The 16,394-nt window shown below is 67.6% G+C and carries 19 protein-coding genes; 6 read left to right on the top strand and 13 right to left on the bottom strand.

The annotated features are described in order from the left end of the window. Positions 1-36: 36 nt before the first annotated feature. Positions 37-1,029 (bottom strand): NAD(P)H-quinone oxidoreductase, encoded by a 993-nt coding sequence (locus LCM32_RS13210; RefSeq protein WP_224821549.1) that lies wholly within the window; start codon positions 1,027-1,029, stop codon positions 37-39. Positions 1,030-1,106: 77 nt separating this feature from the next. After that, complete coding sequence (locus LCM32_RS13215; RefSeq protein WP_224821550.1) at positions 1,107-1,814, bottom strand: COQ9 family protein; 708 nt, start codon at positions 1,812-1,814, stop codon at positions 1,107-1,109. 115 nt (positions 1,815-1,929) lie between these two features. On the opposite strand from LCM32_RS13215, the gene rpsU reads away from it, so the two are divergent. Further along, on the top strand, positions 1,930-2,136 hold the full coding sequence (gene rpsU, locus LCM32_RS13220) for a 30S ribosomal protein S21 (RefSeq protein ID WP_042458983.1): 207 nt from the start codon (positions 1,930-1,932) through the stop codon (positions 2,134-2,136). Positions 2,137-2,478: 342 nt separating this feature from the next. Further along, a complete protein-coding gene (locus LCM32_RS13225; RefSeq protein ID WP_224821551.1) occupies positions 2,479-3,183 on the top strand; it encodes a hypothetical protein in 705 nt (234 codons plus the stop codon). Positions 3,184-3,258: 75 nt separating this feature from the next. Here the strand turns inward: LCM32_RS13225 and LCM32_RS13230 are convergent, their stop codons facing one another. From LCM32_RS13230 to mscL, 3 genes are all read right to left on the bottom strand, one after another. Beyond that, positions 3,259-4,854, bottom strand: a complete 1,596-nt coding sequence (locus LCM32_RS13230; RefSeq protein ID WP_224821552.1) for a GMC family oxidoreductase — start codon at positions 4,852-4,854, stop codon at positions 3,259-3,261. A gap of 146 nt (positions 4,855-5,000) precedes the next feature. Continuing rightward, positions 5,001-5,459 carry an Lrp/AsnC family transcriptional regulator gene (locus LCM32_RS13235; RefSeq protein WP_222491004.1) on the bottom strand — a complete coding sequence of 153 codons (459 nt, stop codon included), beginning with the start codon at positions 5,457-5,459 and terminating at the stop codon, positions 5,001-5,003. An 82-nt stretch (positions 5,460-5,541) separates the two neighbouring features. Beyond that, on the bottom strand, positions 5,542-5,976 hold the full coding sequence (gene mscL / locus LCM32_RS13240; RefSeq protein ID WP_224821553.1) for a large conductance mechanosensitive channel protein MscL: 435 nt from the start codon (positions 5,974-5,976) through the stop codon (positions 5,542-5,544). A 135-nt stretch (positions 5,977-6,111) separates the two neighbouring features. Between mscL and LCM32_RS13245 the strand changes: the two genes are divergently transcribed. Then, entirely contained in the window at positions 6,112-6,810 is a 699-nt protein-coding gene (locus LCM32_RS13245; RefSeq protein ID WP_224821554.1) for a glutathione S-transferase N-terminal domain-containing protein, read from the top strand. 73 nt (positions 6,811-6,883) lie between these two features. On the opposite strand, the gene LCM32_RS13250 is transcribed toward LCM32_RS13245, so the two are convergent. The 4 genes from LCM32_RS13250 to pheS form a co-directional block, all read right to left on the bottom strand. After that, complete coding sequence (locus LCM32_RS13250; RefSeq protein ID WP_224821555.1) at positions 6,884-7,327, bottom strand: YtoQ family protein; 444 nt, start codon at positions 7,325-7,327, stop codon at positions 6,884-6,886. A gap of 105 nt (positions 7,328-7,432) precedes the next feature. After that, a complete protein-coding gene (gene pheT, locus LCM32_RS13255) occupies positions 7,433-9,829 on the bottom strand; it encodes a phenylalanine--tRNA ligase subunit beta (RefSeq protein ID WP_224821556.1) in 2,397 nt (798 codons plus the stop codon). 9 nt (positions 9,830-9,838) lie between these two features. Continuing rightward, positions 9,839-10,120, bottom strand: coding sequence for a YrhK family protein (locus LCM32_RS13260; protein ID WP_224821557.1), 282 nt, complete (start codon positions 10,118-10,120; stop codon positions 9,839-9,841). 280 nt (positions 10,121-10,400) lie between these two features. Next, positions 10,401-11,465 carry a phenylalanine--tRNA ligase subunit alpha gene (gene pheS, locus LCM32_RS13265; protein WP_224821558.1) on the bottom strand — a complete coding sequence of 355 codons (1,065 nt, stop codon included), beginning with the start codon at positions 11,463-11,465 and terminating at the stop codon, positions 10,401-10,403. 287 nt (positions 11,466-11,752) lie between these two features. Between pheS and LCM32_RS13270 the strand changes: the two genes are divergently transcribed. Then, on the top strand, positions 11,753-12,340 hold the full coding sequence (locus tag LCM32_RS13270) for a hypothetical protein (RefSeq protein WP_224821559.1): 588 nt from the start codon (positions 11,753-11,755) through the stop codon (positions 12,338-12,340). A gap of 181 nt (positions 12,341-12,521) precedes the next feature. On the opposite strand, the gene rplT is transcribed toward LCM32_RS13270, so the two are convergent. The 4 genes from rplT to pyk all read right to left on the bottom strand — a co-directional run bounded on the left by rplT (position 12,522) and on the right by pyk (position 14,997). Next, positions 12,522-12,887 (bottom strand): 50S ribosomal protein L20, encoded by a 366-nt coding sequence (gene rplT / locus LCM32_RS13275; RefSeq protein ID WP_224821560.1) that lies wholly within the window; start codon positions 12,885-12,887, stop codon positions 12,522-12,524. Positions 12,888-12,899: 12 nt separating this feature from the next. Continuing rightward, entirely contained in the window at positions 12,900-13,100 is a 201-nt protein-coding gene (rpmI, locus tag LCM32_RS13280; protein ID WP_222491014.1) for a 50S ribosomal protein L35, read from the bottom strand. Positions 13,101-13,260: 160 nt separating this feature from the next. Then, entirely contained in the window at positions 13,261-13,536 is a 276-nt protein-coding gene (locus tag LCM32_RS13285) for a hypothetical protein (RefSeq protein WP_224821561.1), read from the bottom strand. A gap of 15 nt (positions 13,537-13,551) precedes the next feature. Beyond that, the gene (pyk, locus tag LCM32_RS13290) at positions 13,552-14,997 is read right to left on the bottom strand and encodes a pyruvate kinase (RefSeq protein ID WP_224821562.1); all 1,446 of its coding nucleotides are present in this window, start codon (positions 14,995-14,997) and stop codon (positions 13,552-13,554) included. Positions 14,998-15,130: 133 nt separating this feature from the next. Between pyk and LCM32_RS13295 the strand changes: the two genes are divergently transcribed. Together LCM32_RS13295 and LCM32_RS13300 are read left to right on the top strand one after the other, a co-directional pair. Beyond that, positions 15,131-15,907, top strand: coding sequence for an N-formylglutamate amidohydrolase (locus LCM32_RS13295; protein ID WP_224821563.1), 777 nt, complete (start codon positions 15,131-15,133; stop codon positions 15,905-15,907). 91 nt (positions 15,908-15,998) lie between these two features. Continuing rightward, a complete protein-coding gene (locus tag LCM32_RS13300; RefSeq protein ID WP_224821564.1) occupies positions 15,999-16,322 on the top strand; it encodes a DUF1244 domain-containing protein in 324 nt (107 codons plus the stop codon). The last annotated feature ends 72 nt before the right edge of the window (positions 16,323-16,394 follow it).

The raw sequence follows: 16,394 nt of genomic DNA on the forward strand, positions 1-16,394 counted from the left end.
GTCGGTCCGGGGCGGCCCCCGGACCGTGATCCGGCCTCAGCCGACCTTCAGGACGATCTTGCCGATATGGCCCGAGCTTTCCATCCGCGCATGGGCCTCGGACGCCGCGTCGAGCGGGTACTCGCTGTCCATCACCGGGCCGATCCGGCCCGCGTCCAGCAGGGGCCAGACCTGCGCGCGCAGCTCCGCCGCGATCCGCGCCTTGGCGAGGTCGCTTTGCGGGCGCAGGGTGGAGCCGGTGATCGTCAGCCGTTTCACCATGACGAGGGCGAAATTCAGCGCCGCCTTGGGCCCCTGCAGGAAGGCGATCTGCACCAGCCGCCCGTCCTCGGCCATGGCTTTGACGTTGCGCGGGATATACTCGCCGCCGACCATGTCGAGGATCAGGTCGGCGCCCCCCGCCTTGCCCATGACCTCGACGAAATCCTCCTCGCGGTAGTTGATCGCGCGCTCGGCCCCAAGCTCCAGGCAGGCCGCGCATTTCTCCTCGGACCCGGCGGTGACGAAGACCCGTGCGCCAAAGGCCCGCGCCAGCTGGATCGCCGTCGTCCCGATCCCGGAGGAGCCGCCGTGGACGAGGAACCGCTCGCCCGCCTTCAACCCGCCGCGCATGAAGACGTTGGACCAGACGGTGAAGAAGGTCTCGGGCAGGCAGGCGGCCTCGTTCAGGCCCATGCCCGCGGGCACGGGCAGGCAATGGGCGGCGGGCGTCGCCACGTATTCCGCATAGCCGCCACCGGGCAGAAGGGCGCAGACCTGCGTGCCCACGCTGGGCCAGCCGACGCCTTCGCCCACGGCCACCACCTCGCCCGCAGCTTCCAGCCCGGGCAGATCGCTGGCACCGGGGGGCGGGGCATAGCTGCCCGCGCGCTGCAATGCATCGGGGCGGTTCACACCCGCATAGGCCACGCGGATCACCACCTGCCCCGGTCCGGGGGCGGGGACGGGCCGGGTGACCGGCGTCAGCACCTCGGGGCCGCCGGGGGCCGAGATCTCGACCGCGCGCATGGTTTCGGGAAGCACGGACATGGCTCTCCTCCTGTCGTCGTCTTCTGAATTGGGGAAGGGGCCCGGCACCCGGACCCCGCAGGCAGGCGCGTGGCGGCTCAGTGCGACCAGCGGCCCGGCAGGCCGGTGCCGTTGCCCGGCGCACGGATCTTGCCGATCAGTGCCAGCGGCCCGGCCAGCACGGTCTGCGCCAGCTTGTTCTCGCGCAGGCTGGCCTTGGTCTTCTCGATTCGCATCACGCCCTCGATCCGGCGGTCGAGGAAGTCCCAGGTCGCCTTGTGGCCCTCGCTGTCATCGCCCAGCCAGTAGAGCACGGTGGCCCCGTAGACCCCCGAAAGCGTGGCGCGCTTGGTGTACCAGTTCACGTCCTGCGAGGTATCGCCAAGCGCGGTCCAGATCCGGTCCGCCGTCTGCCAGATCGCCCGCGCGCCATCGGCGGCATGCTGCGGCAGGGAGAAGAGCGTCGAGCCCCGGCGCACCAGTTCCTTGTCCGCATCCTCCAGCCGCAGCCGGATCGCCAAGGCAACCCGGTCGGAATACCGCATATCCGACAGGTCCTTGGCGGCCATGGCCTTCATCATCTCCGCGTCACCCCGGGCGTGGTAGGCCAGGGCCAGGTCCACTGCGCCGCGCGGATAGAGCGCCCGCGCCAGCTCGGGACCGACGCCCGCATCCTCGGCCGCGGCGCGGAACGTCGTCTCGGACCAGCCGTCGAAGGGGACGTGCATCAGGGCGGCATCCAGCAGCGCCTCGCTGGGCGACGGGGTGGCGGTCTGGCTCTCGGCTTGGGTCTCGGTGGTGGACATGTGGGCCTCCGGTGGGGCTAGGGCTGTTCTGTCTTGATAAATAGGGCGACCGCTGCTATACGGCCACCTCCTGCAATTTCATGCAACTCTAACTTAGGAAGGTGGTGACAACCACATGCAGGTCTCTGTTCGCGACAACAATGTCGATCAGGCGCTCCGCGCCCTGAAGAAAAAGCTGCAGCGCGAAGGCGTTTTCCGCGAAATGAAGCTCAAGCAACATTTCGAGAAGCCGTCCGAGAAGAAAGCGCGCGAGAAGGCTGAAGCAGTTCGCCGTGCCCGCAAGCTGGCACGCAAAAAAGCGCAACGCGAAGGTCTCCTCTGAGTTTTTCCTCAGACGAACACCAAGCTATTCGACGACCCCCGTGGCCCGGCCCCGGGGGTTTGTCATTTCTGGGGGCCCGGTTCTGAGCGGCCCCAGCCCACCGGATCCCGTCAAGCGGCGCATCTCTCTTTCAGGCAAAGCTCGGCCTGCCGGCCCTCGCGACTGCGCATTCTTGCACAGCGGTCCAGCGCCCTGCTCGGTGCAGATGTCCAGCAGGCGTCCTGCAGGCGCCTTGACCTGAACCGCCGAGTTCATTTATGACGGTTTCTTAAATTTATTGTGTAAATCCCCGGTCGCAAGCCTGTCCCCAGCCAGCGGCCCGCCTCTTCCCCCGAGAGCCTAATGCCCCGCAACCATCCCCTTCTTCTCGCGCTTCTTGCGCTGTTCGTCGTCGGTCACGTGATCTCCATCGGTGTCGCGCTCTATGATCCCGCGCTTTATCCCGTGGCGGTGGGTCAGGAAGACGGGCCGCTGGAATATCTCACCGCGGTCTTCCTGTTCCTCGCCGGCCTCGTTCTCTTCCGCCGCGCAGCCCAGCTTCGCGGCCATCTGCCGCTCTACACGGTCGCGCTGACGGTGCTCTACGGGGCGATGTATGTCTTCGTCGCGGGCGAGGAGATCTCCTGGGGTCAGCGGATTTTCGGCTGGTCCTCGGGCGAGTATTTCGTCGAGAACAACTTCCAGGCCGAGACGAACTTCCACAACCTCGTGGTGGGCGATCATCACCTCGCCTCCACGCTCTTCGGCAACTGGCTGACGCCGGTGCTGCTGCTCTACCTCCTCGTCCTGCCACTGCTCTGGCCGCGGGCGAAATGGGTGCAGGGCTTCGTACGCGCCCTCGCCGTGCCCGTGCCCGCTCCGCGCGAGGCTTTTCTCGCGGTCGCGGCTTCGGTGATCGTCCTCTCGCTGGACTTCGTCTACCGCAACTTCGAACTCTACGAATTCGCTTTCTCGATCATCTCGCTGATGATCTTCCTCAGCCCGTGGAACGCAGCGATGTACGGGTTGGAGCGCGCGCGCGTCCGAGCCACGGCGGTGGCCGCCTGACATCCACTGTTCGGAAATATCCTCGGGGGGTGCGCCCCCATGGGGCGCAGGGGGGCAGACAGCCCCCCTTTTGCACTACGCCTCCACCCGCGCATCCTCGAGGATCATCTCGCTCGCCTTCTCCGCGATCATGATCGTGGGGGAATTCGTGTTCCCGCTGGTGATCCGGGGCATCACGCTGGCATCCACCACCCTGAGCCCGCCCACGCCCCGCATCCGCAGCCGCGCATCCAGCGGCGCGCTCTCTTCCGCGCCCATGGCCACGGTGCCCACGGGGTGGAAGATCGTGGTGCCGATGTCGCCCGCCGCCTGCGCCAGTTCCGCGTCGCTCTGCGCCGCGATGCCCGGTTTCATCTCCTCCGGGCGGTAGGCCAGCATCGGCGCCTGCGCCATGATCTCCCGCACCTGCCGGATCGCCGCGATGGCCACCTGCCGGTCGCCCTCGGTAGAGAGGTAATTCGGCGCGATTTTCGGCGCCTGCAGCGGATCGGCAGAGCCGATGGTGATGCTGCCCCGGCTTTCCGGCCTCAGGTTGCAGACCGAGGCGGTGATCGCCGGATAGTCATGCAGCGGCTGGCCGAAGGCCTCCAGCGAGAGCGGCTGCACGTGGTATTCAAGGTCCGGCGTCGCCAGATCGGGCCGTGACCGGGTGAAGGCCCCCAGTTGCGAGGGTGCCATCGACATCGGCCCGCGGCGGCGGAAGGTATAATCCATCCCGATCAGCGCCTTGCCCCAGAGCGTCGCCGCCAAAGTGTTCAGCGTCTTGGCCCCGGTCAGCCGCCAGGCGCAGCGCAGCTGCAGGTGGTCCTGCAGGTTCGCGCCGACCTGCGCCATGTCGCGCTTCACGGCGATGCCATGCTCCTGCAACAGGGCCGCGGGCCCCAGCCCGCTGAGCTGCAGCAGATGCGGCGAGTTCACGGCCCCGGCGGAGAGGATCACCTCGCCCCGCGCCTTGGCCGTCTTCTCCACGCCGCCCTGCCGGTAGGCGACGCCGGTCACCCGCGTCCCCTCCATCAGCAGTCGCGTCGTCTGGGCGCCGGTTTCGACCTTCAGCTTCTCCGCGCGGGTGGTGCGCAGGAAGGCCTTGGCGGTGTTCATCCGCCAGCCCGCCCGCTGGTTCACCCGGAAGTAACCGACGCCGCCGTTGTCGCCGGTGTTGAAATCCTGCGTGCGGGGAATGCCCGCCGCCTCCGCCGCCGCGATCCAGTCGTCCAGCAGGTCCCAGTGCAGGCGCTGGTTCTCGACCCGCCACTCGCCGCCCGCGCCATGCATCTCGGAGGGGCCGTCGACGTAATCCTCGGAGCGTTTGAAGTAGGGCAGCACATCGTCCCAGCCCCAGCCGGGCAGGCCCATCTGCCGCCAGCCGTCGTAATCCGCTGCCTGTCCGCGCAGGTAGAGCATCCCGTTGATCGAGGAGCAGCCCCCCAGCACCTTGCCGCGCGGATAGAGCAGCGACCGGCCGTTCAGCCCCGGGTCTTCCTCGGTCCGGTACATCCAGTCGGTGCGGGGGTTGCCGATGCAGTAGAGGTAGCCCATGGGGATATGCACCCAATGGTAGTTGTCGCGCCCCCCGGCCTCCAGCAGCAGCACCGAATGTCCCGCCTCCGACAGACGCTTGGCCAGCACGCAGCCGGCACTTCCGGCGCCCACGATGATGTAATCCCAGTCCATGAAAGCTCCTCCCGCCGCGAGCGTAGCGGGCGGGAGGGCGCACGGGAAGCGCTCTGGTGGCGCTGCGGCCACCTGTCGCCCGGGAAGTGGGTGCGGGTTTGAGTATTTGTGGAAAGATGAAGTCTGGTGCCGCGGGGCGCCGGCGCTCAGATCGGCAGCGCGGTGGTCTTGAAGACCGTGCGCAGGGCGAAGGAGCTTTGCATCTGGGCCACGCCCGGCAGCCGCGAGAGGTGCTGGCGGTGGATGCGGGCGAAATCCTCGGTGTTCTCGGCCACGATCTTGAGGATGTAATCGGCCGTGCCCGCCATCAGGTGGCATTCCAGCACGTCCGGGATGCGCGAGACTGCGGTCTCGAAGGCATCGAGCGTGTCGTCGGCCTGTCCCTGCAGGGTGATCTCGACGAAGACCGTGGTGGCCATGCCGATCTTGCGCGCGTCCAGCAGCGCGACGTAGTCCTTGATATAGCCCTCCGCCTCCAGCCGCTGCACGCGGCGGTGGCAGGCCGAGGCCGAGAGCCCGACCTTCTCGCTCAGATCTGCGTTGGACATGCGACCCTTGCGCTGCAAGACGCGCAGAATGTTCTCATCAATCGTGTCGAGGGACATCGGGGCCGGATTCTCCTGCGAAATTCGTCATCCGCGGGAGATTATTCGAAAAGAGCCCCCTTTGGCGAGGGCTCTTTCTGCGTCACTTGGCGGCTTTCAGCGAGTCGCGGATCTCCAGCAGGACATCCAGTTCGGTGGGGCCTGCGGGCTTTTCCTCCGCAGGGACGCCCTCCTCCTCCTTGATCACCGTGTCCTTGGCGCGGTTCACGGCCTTGACCAGCATGAAGACCACGAAGGCCACGATCAGGAAGTTGATCACCGCCATCAGGAAGGAGCCATAGGCGAAGACACCCGCGCCCGCCTCCCGCGCCGCTTCCAGGCTGGCGTAGTCGCCGCCGTCGAGCGCCAGGAAGTTGTTGGTGAAGTCGAGCCCGCCGGTGAACAGCCCGATGATCGGGTTCAGCAGGTCATCCACCATGGATTTCACGATCGCGGTGAAGGCCGCACCGATGATGATGCCGACGGCCATGTCCATGACATTGCCCTTGGCGATGAAGGCTCTGAATTCCTTCAGCATAATCTGTCCCTTTATCTCTGGTCGCGCCGTTGCGCGCGTTTATGCACAGAGCATACCATCGAAATTCGGGACCGCATGGGGGTTTTACGCTGCCGCGCAGAATATATGTTGGCGTCATCCAACAGGAGAACCCTCATGCCTGTCTCTGACTATCTCATCAATAACCGCTGGACCGCGGAAACCCCCGATGTCCTGCAGCTCTACTCCTTCCCGACGCCCAACGGTCAGAAGGTCTCGATCATGCTCGAGGAGGTCGGCATCCCCTACGAGGCCCACCTCGTGACGCTGGCCGATGCCGATGTGCGCAGCCCCGAGTTCCTCTCGGTCAGCCCGAACAACAAGATCCCCGCGATCGTCGATCCCGACGGCCCCGATGGCGAGACGGTGGCGCTGTTCGAAAGCGGCGCGATCCTGATCTACCTCGGCGACAAGACCGGCTTCGGCCTGCCGAAATCCGGCGCCAAGCGGGCCGAGGTGATCCAGTGGCTGATGTGGCAGATGGCCGGCCTCGGCCCGATGTTCGGCCAGCTCGGCTTCTTCGTGAAGTTCGCCGGCGCCGACATCGAGGACCCGCGCCCGCGTGAGCGTTACATCAACGAGGCCAAGCGCATCCTCGGCGTGCTCGACACCGCGCTCGAGGGCAAGGAGTGGATCGCCGGTGATTATTCCATCGCCGATATCGCGATCTGCCCCTGGCTCAACACGCTGGAGTTCTACGGCGCGAAGGAGATGCTGGGCTTCGACAGCTTCAAGAACGTCGTGGCCTATTCCGAGCGCTTCAACGCCCGCCCGGCCTTCCAGAGCGGCCGCAACATCCCGGCCCGTCCCGCGTAAGCACGCACCTGGCGCTGAAAACACGAAAGCCGCTCCCGAGGGGGCGGCTTTCTGCGTCTCGGCCGTCAGGGCCTCAGGCCGGCAGCTGGCCGGTCAGCACGTAGCGCAGCATCTGCACCACCTGCAGCGGCGTCTCCGCCACGGCAAGCGCCGCCGCGTCCACTTCCTTCAGCGCATGCTGATGGTCCGGCCCGTGCAGCACGATCAGCGCCTTGCCGAGCGCCGCCGCCTGACCGGCGTCGAAGGCCGCGTTCCACTGCTTGTACTTCTCGCCAAAGCGCACCACGACCACGTCGGCCTGTTCGATGCCGCGCCGGGTGCGGATCGCGTTCAGCTTGGCGCCCTTGTGGTCGTGCCAGAACTTGCTGTCTTCCGCGCCCAGGATCGCCACGCCGCAATCGTCGCTGGCGTCATGGTCCGTCACCGGCCCGTCGAAACTGACGTCGAGACCGGCACAGCCGTCCATGATCTCCTTGCGCCAGTCGGTGTGGATCTCGCCCGACAGGTAAACCTTCATCTTGCATCCTCCTGATAGGGAAAGGGGGCCACGCGGCCCCCTCATTTTCTTGCCGTAAATATCCGCGCCGCAGGCCGGCGGCGCAAGCCGCCGTCCCGCGCAGGCTCAGCCGCGCAGCACGCCGCCGGTGGCTTTCACCACCTTCTCGACGATCTTGGCCGAGAGCGCCTCGATTTCCTTCTCCTTCAGCGTGGCGTCCTTGGGCTGGATGCGCACGGTGACGGCGAGGGATTTCTTGCCCTCCCCGAGGGAGCCGCCGATGAACTCGTCGAAGACGCGCACGTCTTCGATCAGCGCCTTGTCGGCCCCGGCGGCGGCATTGACCAGCGTCAGCGCCTCCACCTCGGCGTCCACCACGAAGGCGAAGTCGCGTTCCACCGCCTGCAGATCGCTCAGCGTCATCGCGCCCCGCGAGGCCGAGGTGGTGCGCGGCAGCGGCACCTCTTCCGGCCAGAGGGTGAAGGCCACGGCGGGGCCCTTCACGCCCATCTCGCGCAGCACCTTGGGGTGCACCTCGCCGAAGATGCCCAGCACCTTCTTGGGGCCGAGGCAGATCTTGCCGTGACGGCCCGGGTGCCACCAGCCCTCGGCGCCGCGCAGGATTTGCACCTTGGCAGGCGCGCCGATGGCGGCCAGCACGGCCTCGGCATCGGCCTTGGCGTCGTAGAGGTCCACGGCACGGGCCGCGCCATGCACGTCCTTGGGCCCGGTGCGGCCCACCAGCAGGCCGGTCACCTGCGTCTTCTGCTCGCCTGGCTCGCCGCCGAACCACGTGGCGCCGACCTCGAACAGGGCGAGGTCGTTGAAGCCGCGCGACTGGTTGCGCGCCGCCGCCTGCAGCAGACCCGGCAGAAGCTGCGGGCGCAGGTGGCTCATCTCCGAGGAGATCGGGTTTTCCAGCATGGTCGCGTCATCGCCGCCGCCGAAGAGCGTGGCCGAGGCCTTGTCGATGAAGCTGTAGGTCACGCATTCGTTGTAGCCGAGCGCCGCCGCGGTGCGCCGGGCCATCTGCTCGCGCTTCTGGATCGGCGTCAGGATCGGCTTCGGCACGCCGGGCTGGGTGCGGGCCATGGGCTTCGGCTCGAGGTTCGAGAGCGAGGCCATCCGCGCCACCTCTTCCACGAGGTCCGCCTCGCCCAGCACGTCCGGGCGCCACGAGGGCACATGGGCCATGTCACCCTCCATCACGAAGCCGAGGCGCTCCAGCGTGGCCCGCTGCTCCTCGGCCGGGATGTCCATGCCCACCAGCGAGGCACAGCGCGCGGTGTCGAGCTTGTAGGCCCGCGCCACGTCCGGCACTTCGCCCGCGACGACCACCTCGGAGGGTTCACCGCCGCAGAGCTCCATGATCATCTGCGTCGCGAGGTCGAGTGCCTCCATGTTGAAGCCCGGGTCGATCCCGCGTTCGTTGCGGTAGCGCGCGTCGGAATTGATCTTGAGCGCGCGGCCCCCGGTGGCGATCTGGACGTGGTTCCAGACGGCGGCTTCGAGGAAGACATCGACCGTCTCCTCGGTGCAGCCCGACACTTCACCGCCCATGATGCCGCCGATCGACTCGACGCCATTGTCGTCCGAGATCACCAGCACACCGGCCGGGATCGCATAGGTCTTGCCGTCCAGCGCCAGCAGCTCCTCACCGCCCGTGGCGCGGTGCACCCGGACGTCGCCCGCCACCTTGGCCGCGTCGAAGACGTGCAGCGGGCGGTTCTGGTCGTAGGTGAAGAAGTTCGTCACATCCACCAGCGCGTTGATCGGGCGCAGGCCGATGGCGCGCAGCTTGTCCTGCAGCCATGCAGGCGAGGGGCCGTTCTTGACGCCCTTGATCAGGCGACCGGCGAAGACATAGCAGCCGTCCTTGGCGTCTTCGTCGATGGTGACGGTGACGGGGCAGGGGAAGGCGCCGGTCACATCCGCGCTCGGCGCGGGCTTCAGCGTGCCGAGGCCACGGGCCGCAAGGTCACGGGCCACGCCGCGCACGCCAAGTGCATCGGGACGGTTCGGCGTGATCGCGATCTCGATCACGGGATCGACCTTGGCCGGGTCGTTCTTGGCCAGCCAGTCGGTGAACTTCTGGCCCACCTCGCCCGAGGGCAGCTCGATGATGCCGTTGTGCTCGTCCGACAGCTCCAGCTCACGCTCGGAGGCCATCATGCCGTGGCTTTCGACGCCGCGGATGTTGCCGACCGAGAGCGTCACGTCGATGCCCGGCACGTAGTCGCCCGGCTTGCAGAGCACCACGGTGATGCCCTCGCGCGCGTTCGGGGCGCCGCAAACGATCTGCTTCTCGCCCTCGTCGGTCTGCACCATGCAGACCCGCAGGCGGTCGGCGTCGGGGTGTTGCGAGGCCGCGATCACCTTGGCCAGCGTGAAGGTCTTCAGCTTGGCCGCGGGGTCTTCGACGCCTTCCACCTCGAGCCCGAGGTCGGTCAGCGTGTCGAGGATCTCGTCGAGGGTGGCCTCGGTCTCGAGATGATCTTTCAGCCAGGAGAGCGTGAATTTCATGTCATCATCCTAGTGGTTGAGCCGTTGGGCCAGGTCGTCCTTGTCGCCCATGCGGTAGAGTTTGATTTCCCGCACGAGGCGGATGGTCGGCTTGGCGGCAAAGAGCAGCGAGCCGATCAGGAAAAGCCATGTGCCCGCGGTCTGGAGCTTCTCGGAAAAGAAGAAGATCGAGCCGAGGACGAAGGTAAAGGCCGCGCCGAAGTCGACGAAGGTATAGAGGATCTCGAAGCGCGCCCAGAGGTCCTTGGAGGCTTCGGTCTGCTGGCGGGTCTCGTGGCGGAAGAGTTTCATGCGGCGGTCCTCCCTGCGGCGGATGGCAGACGCACTCCCGTCACGTGCCGCGCCAGATCAGGCGCACTGCGGCCGTTCCCATCGACGGCCGTGCCCGTGGCACGGCCAGCGCCCGACCGCCCCCCCGGGCAGGCGCTTTGCGCCCCCCCGCGGCCGGGCCCTGGCCTTGTGGTGGCGCGGGCCGCTGCGGTCGTCAGGGTGCAGGTCATCCCCCCGCTGGCGGGTGCCGGTCGTGCCGTCACGCGTGCCGAAAGGGATGCCATGCCGCCGGTCCTGCCTGTCAGATCCCGCCGCGCAGCGTCGGCACCTGCAGCGAGGCAAAGCCGTAGTGCCGCAGCCACCGCAGGTCGCTGTCGAAGAAGGCGCGCAGGTCGGGGATGCCGTATTTCAGCATCGCGATCCGGTCGATCCCCATGCCGAAGGCAAAGCCCTGCCACGCCGCCGGATCGACGCCGCCGGCCTTCAGCACATGCGGGTGCACCATGCCGGAGCCGAGAACTTCCAGCCAGCCGTCGCCTTCGCCCACCTTCACGGTGCCGTTTTCCCACGAACATTGGATGTCGACCTCGGCCGAGGGTTCCGTGAACGGGAAGTGCGAGGCGCGGAAGCGGGTCTTCACCTTGGTGCCAAAATAGGCCGAGAAGAATTCCTCCAGCACCCATTTCAGGTTCGCCATCGAGATGTCGCGGTCGATGGCAAGGCCCTCGACCTGATGGAACATCGGCGTGTGGGTCTGGTCGTAATCCGCGCGATAGACGCGGCCCGGCGAGATCGTGCGGATCGGCGCGCCCTGCGCCTGCATCGAGCGGATCTGCACCGGCGAGGTATGGGTGCGCAGCACGTTCTGGGGACGGTCGTCGCCCTCGGCGCGGTGCATGTAGAAGGTGTCCATCTCGGCGCGGGCCGGGTGATGGTCGGGGATGTTCAGCGCGTCGAAGTTGTACCAGGTGGTCTCGACCTGCGGGCCCTCGGCAACGGCAAAGCCCATGTCGCCGAAGATCGTGGTGCATTCTTCCCAGACCTGGCTGACCGGGTGGATCGAGCCCTGCCGCTGCGGGCGCACCGGCAGCGTCACGTCGAGCCATTCCTCGCGCAGGCGGGCGTCGAGCGCCGCGTCTTCCAGCGCCACCTTCTTGGCGGCAAGCGCCGAGTTGATCTCGTCCTTCAGCGCGTTGAGCGCAGGGCCGGCCGTCTGGCGTTCCTCGGGCGTCATCTTGCCCAGTTCGCGCATCTTCAGGCTGACCTCGCCCTTCTTGCCGACGGCCTGCAGCCGCAGCTCTTCCAGCGCGCCCTCGTCCGAGGCGTCAGCGATGGCCGAGAGGTACTTCTGCTTCAGATCGTCCATCCGATCCTCCTGAAACTGTCTGGCCTTCCTGCTACCCGGCAGGGCCGGGAAGGGCAAGGGGAGCGGGGGCGGCGAAGCGCCCCCCGAGGCGCGGAAATCGGTGGTTTGCACCGGGAAACCGGCGGTCCCGCCCCGGCCGGGCCTGCGTGTGGCGAGTCGCGGGTGGCCCGTGGCGCCGCGCCCGGCCGCTGGTGCGATCACCGGTCGTTAGGGCCTCGCTCACCCGTCCTTAATCGGTGGGGCCTATGCCGGGGCGGTCGCCCTGTCCCTGCCGTTGGAGTTTTGCCATGCCTGTCCCGCCCCGCCGCCTCGCCGCCCGCCGTCATGGCTGCCTGCGGTCGCTCGCGCGATGGGGGCTGGCCGTTGGTCTCGCAGTGACCTCTCCGGTGGCCTCTCCGGTTGCGGCGCAGGAGGGGCGCGGCGTGATCTACCTCGCCGATCGCCAGCATGGGACGGTGGCCTATACGGCGCAGCACCGGCCTCTCGGGCCGGTGCAGGATCCCACGGCCGCGCCCCTGCCGATGGTCGTTTCCCGCAACGCGGTGCCGGTGCTGGCGCCTGCCGCACCCGCGCCCCGGTCCCTGGGCCGGGCGGTGGTCCCGCGGGCCGCGCCGCGCGCTCTTCCTGCCCCGGTGCCGCGCCTGTCCACGCAGGGCAGGCCGCCTGCGGCCGCCCCGTCCCCCCGGTCTCCGGGCGGGCAGGCGCTGCAGGTGGAGGGGGCCACGGGAGGCGGGCAATGGAGGGTGACGGCGCAGGGCTGCACCTATTCGCGAGCGCAGGCCCCGGGGCGCGCGCCCACCTGGCACCTTGTCCTCAACCCGCGCCACGTGGGGCAGCCGCCCTCGGCCCGGAGATGCCTGCCGATGCTGCGCTGAGGGGGCGGGCGGCCCGCTGGACCACGGCCCGCCCCGTGGACCGGCGTGCGGGCGCGTCGCGCGCCGCCTGCGGTGCCGGACCCGCCGAGCCGGGGCATCGCACCGCACATTCCATCCGGCCAAAGAAAAACGCCGCGGAGCGGGGCTCCACGGCGTTTCTGTCGGTCAGCTCAGCTGTCGCTTACGCGGGCAGAGCGGCCTTTGCCTGGTCCACGATGGCACCGAAGGCTTCGGGCTCGTGCACGGCCAGGTCGGCCAGAACCTTACGGTCCACTTCGATGCCGGCCAGCGACAGGCCGTTGATGAAGCGGGAGTAGGTCAGCGCTTCGTCGTGTGCGCGGACAGCGGCGTTGATCCGCTGGATCCACAGCGCGCGGAAGTTGCGCTTGCGGGTGTGCCGGTCACGGGTCGCGTACTGGTTGGCCTTGTCGACGGCCTGACGGGCGACCTTGTAAGTGCTCTTGCGGCGGCCGTAGTAGCCTTTTGCTGCCTTGAGGACTTTCTTGTGGCGGGCGTGGGTAGTCGTACCACCTTTAACACGGGACATCTGGTGATCTCCTTATTTCGCGTAGGGCATCATCGGCTTGATGATCTTCTCATCAGCCTTCGACAGCGTGGTGGTACCGCGTGCGTCGCGGATGAACTTGGTGGTGCGCTTGATCATGCCGTGGCGTTTGCCGGCCTGACCTGCGATGATCTTGCCAGAGGCAGAGACCTTGAACCGCTTTTTGCAGCTCGACTTTGTCTTCATCTTGGGCATTTCCGTCTCCTGTCTTTTGAGTGCGGTCAACGCGCGACTCGGCATGCCACTACCGGCCGGCCGCGCAACAGAGCGGCCTGATACGCGGTGATCGGCCATTAGGCAAGGGGCATGGGCGGGATTTTCGCTGTTTTTCGGCCCACTGGAGCGGGCTGGGGCCTCAGCCCCGGCGCAGCGCCGCCAGAATCCGGCCCGTCACCCGGATGAAGGCATTGGGTATCTCGGCCAGATCATAGTCCGTAGGCGCCGTGGAAAAGGCCCAGCCGAGGAGCGCGGCCCCGATCATCAGGACGAACACGGCCGCCCGCGGCGCGCGCCGGTCGGCATAGGCCGCCACCAGCGAGGGGATGGCCAGCATCAGCAGGATCACCCCCGTCACCACGACGAGGTCGGTGTCCGGGCGCAGCGCGCGGGCCTGCGCCCAGAGGTCCTGCAAGGCCTCCAATCCGGATCAGCCCGGATCGGTGGCGAAGATCAGGCGCTCTTCGCAGGGGGCGACGCGCAGGATGTTCGTGGTGCCCGAGGTGTTGAATGGCACGCCGGCGACGACGAGGATCTGATCGTCGGGGGTCGCGAAGCCGCCGGAGCGCGCGGCACGGGCCGCGTTGACCACCGCTTCCTTGAAGCGCTCCAGCTCGCCGCACATGACGCAGTTGGTGCCCCAGGACAGCGCCAGCCGCCGGGCGGTGCCGCGTTCCGAGGTCAGCGCGATGATCGGCACCCGGGGCCGTTCGCGCGCGGTCAGCAGCGCGGTGGTGCCGGTCTGGGTGAAGCAGCAGATCGCCTTGATATTCGTGGTCTCGGCAATCTCGCGCGCGGCAGAGACGATGCCGTCGGCCACGGTGCTGCGGCTGACCTTGCGGCTGGCCTCGATGATCTCGCGGTAGTTCGGATCGCTTTCGACCTCGACCGCGACGGCGTTCATGGTGCGCACCGCCTGCACCGGGTACTGCCCGGCGGCGGATTCGGCCGAGAGCATGACGGCGTCGGTGCCCTCGTAGATCGCGGCGGCCACGTCCGAGACCTCGGCTCGGGTGGGCATCGGGCTCTCGATCATGCTTTCCAGCATCTGCGTGGCCACGATCACCGGCTTGGCCGCGGTGCGGCACTTGCGGGTCAGGCGCTTCTGGATCGCGGGCACGTTCTGCACCGGCAGTTCGACGCCGAGGTCGCCACGCGCCACCATGATCCCGTCCGAGGCGGCGAGGATCGAATCGAAGGCCTCGACCGCGGCGGGTTTCTCGATCTTGGCGAGGATCGCGGCCCGGCCATCGGCCAGCTTGCGGGCCTCTTCCACGTCCGCCACGCGCTGCACGAAGGACAGTGCCAGCCAGTCGATCCCCAGCGAGCAGGCGAATTCCAGGTCGGCGCGGTCCTTCTTGGAGAGCGCGGCCAGCGGCAGCACCACGTCGGGCACGTTCACACCCTTGCGGTTGGAAATCGTTCCGCCCGCGATGACGGTGCAGCGGGCGTAATCGGGGCCGCAGTCCTCGACCTTGAGGCGGATCTTGCCGTCGTTCACCAAGAGCGTCGCGCCGGATTTCAGCGCGGCGAAAATCTCGGGGTGGGGCAGCTGGACGCGGTCCTTGGTGCCCGGTGCTTCGTCGAGGTCGAGCCGGAAGGTCGCGCCGTCCACCAGATCCTCGCTGTCATTGGCAAAGGCGCCGACGCGCAGCTTCGGCCCCTGCAGGTCGGCGAGGATGGCGATGGTGGTGTCGAGGTCGCGCTCGATCTGGCGGATGATGCGGTGGCGCTCGGCGATCTCTTCGTGGGTGCCGTGGGACATGTTCAGGCGGAACACGTCGGCACCGGCCTCGAAGAGCGCGCGGATCATGTCATAGTCGTTGGAGGCCGGACCCAGCGTCGCGACGATCTTGGTGTTACGATGGCGTCTCATGGCGCTGTCTCCTCTGCTGTGCGGCCTCTGCCGGGCCGATCCCGGTCTTGTTCGGACGTACGAGGAGCAGTATTGCGCTTTTCGCTAACGTCAACAACCATTACCGATTTTCGGCGCCGGAGGTGACAGTGCCATGACAGAGCAGACGGCAGGGCAGGCTGTGGGACAGACGGGCTATCAGCCCTTTGAAATCAGCGGTGCAGAGCGGTCGTCCCGCTGGCTGGTGTGCTGTGATCATGCGGCCAACACCGTGCCGGCCTTCGTGGGCGGCGGCAGCCTCGGCCTGCCGGAGACGGACATGGCGCGCCACATTGCCTTCGATCCCGGTGCGGCGGGCGTCAGCCGGGCACTGGCGGCGCATCTGGACGCGCCGGTGATCCTGTCGAACTTCTCGCGGCTCGTGATCGACCCGAACCGGGGCGAGGACGATCCGACCCTGCTGATGAAGCTCTATGACGGGTCGATCATCCCGGCCAACCGCCACGCGGGTACGGCAGAGCGCGAGGCCCGGCTCAACGCCTGTCACCGGCCCTACCACGATGCGCTGGAGCGGCTGGCGGCGCGGCGCGACGACACGGTGCTGGTCTCGATCCATTCCTACACGCCGCAATTGCGCGGCCGTCCGCCCCGGCCTTGGCATGTGGGCATTCTCTACGCCTCGGACAAACGCTTTGCCCTGCCGCTGCTGCACCGGCTGCAGGCCGAGCCCGACCTCTGCGTGGGCGAGAACGAGCCCTACGGCGGCCATCTGCCCGGCGATACGATCGACCGCCACGCGATCGACAAGGGGCGGCCCAACGTGCTGATCGAGATCCGCAATGACCTGATCGCGACCGAGAGCCAGCAGGCCCACTGGGCGGCGCGTCTGGCGCCGATTCTTGAGAATGTTCTTGCCGAAACGGGATTGTGAACTTTCTTGTGAGGGGCACGCCCCTTGGCGTGTGACGGATGCGCGGATAGGCTGATCGCGCGCCGGTGAAGCGCCCGTGAGAGGAGCCCCCATGCCCGACCTAGACGAGCAGACCCAGCTGGAACTCGAAGCCGCGGCCTTCCGCCGTCTGCGCCAGCACCTGATGCAGGACCGTCCCGACGTCCAGAACATCGACCTGATGAACCTTGCGGGGTTCTGCCGCAATTGCCTGTCCCGCTGGTATCAGGAAGCCGCCGATGCGCGCGGCATCGAGATCGGCAAGGAAGAGGCGCGCGAATACTACTACGGCATGCCCTACGACCAGTGGAAGGCGCAGAACCAGACCGAGGCCAGCCCCGAGAAGCAGGCCGCCTTTGTCGACGCTTTTGAGAAGAATGTCGGCTCGACCTCCTGAGGGCGGGATGAAGCGATTTGACTGAACCCATTTAGAGAAACCCGGGCGGCGCCCCGCGCCGCGCCAACCGCC

It is taken from the genome of Pseudooceanicola nanhaiensis (assembly GCF_020171315.1).
GTDB lineage: Bacteria > Pseudomonadota > Alphaproteobacteria > Rhodobacterales > Rhodobacteraceae > Pseudooceanicola > Pseudooceanicola nanhaiensis_A.

What these genes read in the sequence shown, in the direction of transcription:
- LCM32_RS13210 (WP_224821549.1), bottom strand. Translation starts at nt 1,029, where the DNA reads ATGTCCGTGCTTCCCGAAACCATGCGCGCGGTCGAGATCTCGGCCCCC.
- LCM32_RS13215 (WP_224821550.1), bottom strand. Translation starts at nt 1,814, where the DNA reads ATGTCCACCACCGAGACCCAAGCCGAGAGCCAGACCGCCACCCCGTCG.
- rpsU (WP_042458983.1), top strand. Translation starts at nt 1,930, where the DNA reads ATGCAGGTCTCTGTTCGCGACAACAATGTCGATCAGGCGCTCCGCGCC.
- LCM32_RS13225 (WP_224821551.1), top strand. Translation starts at nt 2,479, where the DNA reads ATGCCCCGCAACCATCCCCTTCTTCTCGCGCTTCTTGCGCTGTTCGTC.
- LCM32_RS13230 (WP_224821552.1), bottom strand. Translation starts at nt 4,854, where the DNA reads ATGGACTGGGATTACATCATCGTGGGCGCCGGAAGTGCCGGCTGCGTG.
- LCM32_RS13235 (WP_222491004.1), bottom strand. Translation starts at nt 5,459, where the DNA reads ATGTCCCTCGACACGATTGATGAGAACATTCTGCGCGTCTTGCAGCGC.
- mscL (WP_224821553.1), bottom strand. Translation starts at nt 5,976, where the DNA reads ATGCTGAAGGAATTCAGAGCCTTCATCGCCAAGGGCAATGTCATGGAC.
- LCM32_RS13245 (WP_224821554.1), top strand. Translation starts at nt 6,112, where the DNA reads ATGCCTGTCTCTGACTATCTCATCAATAACCGCTGGACCGCGGAAACC.
- LCM32_RS13250 (WP_224821555.1), bottom strand. Translation starts at nt 7,327, where the DNA reads ATGAAGGTTTACCTGTCGGGCGAGATCCACACCGACTGGCGCAAGGAG.
- pheT (WP_224821556.1), bottom strand. Translation starts at nt 9,829, where the DNA reads ATGAAATTCACGCTCTCCTGGCTGAAAGATCATCTCGAGACCGAGGCC.
- LCM32_RS13260 (WP_224821557.1), bottom strand. Translation starts at nt 10,120, where the DNA reads ATGAAACTCTTCCGCCACGAGACCCGCCAGCAGACCGAAGCCTCCAAG.
- pheS (WP_224821558.1), bottom strand. Translation starts at nt 11,465, where the DNA reads ATGGACGATCTGAAGCAGAAGTACCTCTCGGCCATCGCTGACGCCTCG.
- LCM32_RS13270 (WP_224821559.1), top strand. Translation starts at nt 11,753, where the DNA reads ATGCCTGTCCCGCCCCGCCGCCTCGCCGCCCGCCGTCATGGCTGCCTG.
- rplT (WP_224821560.1), bottom strand. Translation starts at nt 12,887, where the DNA reads ATGTCCCGTGTTAAAGGTGGTACGACTACCCACGCCCGCCACAAGAAA.
- rpmI (WP_222491014.1), bottom strand. Translation starts at nt 13,100, where the DNA reads ATGCCCAAGATGAAGACAAAGTCGAGCTGCAAAAAGCGGTTCAAGGTC.
- pyk (WP_224821562.1), bottom strand. Translation starts at nt 14,997, where the DNA reads ATGAGACGCCATCGTAACACCAAGATCGTCGCGACGCTGGGTCCGGCC.
- LCM32_RS13295 (WP_224821563.1), top strand. Translation starts at nt 15,131, where the DNA reads ATGACAGAGCAGACGGCAGGGCAGGCTGTGGGACAGACGGGCTATCAG.
- LCM32_RS13300 (WP_224821564.1), top strand. Translation starts at nt 15,999, where the DNA reads ATGCCCGACCTAGACGAGCAGACCCAGCTGGAACTCGAAGCCGCGGCC.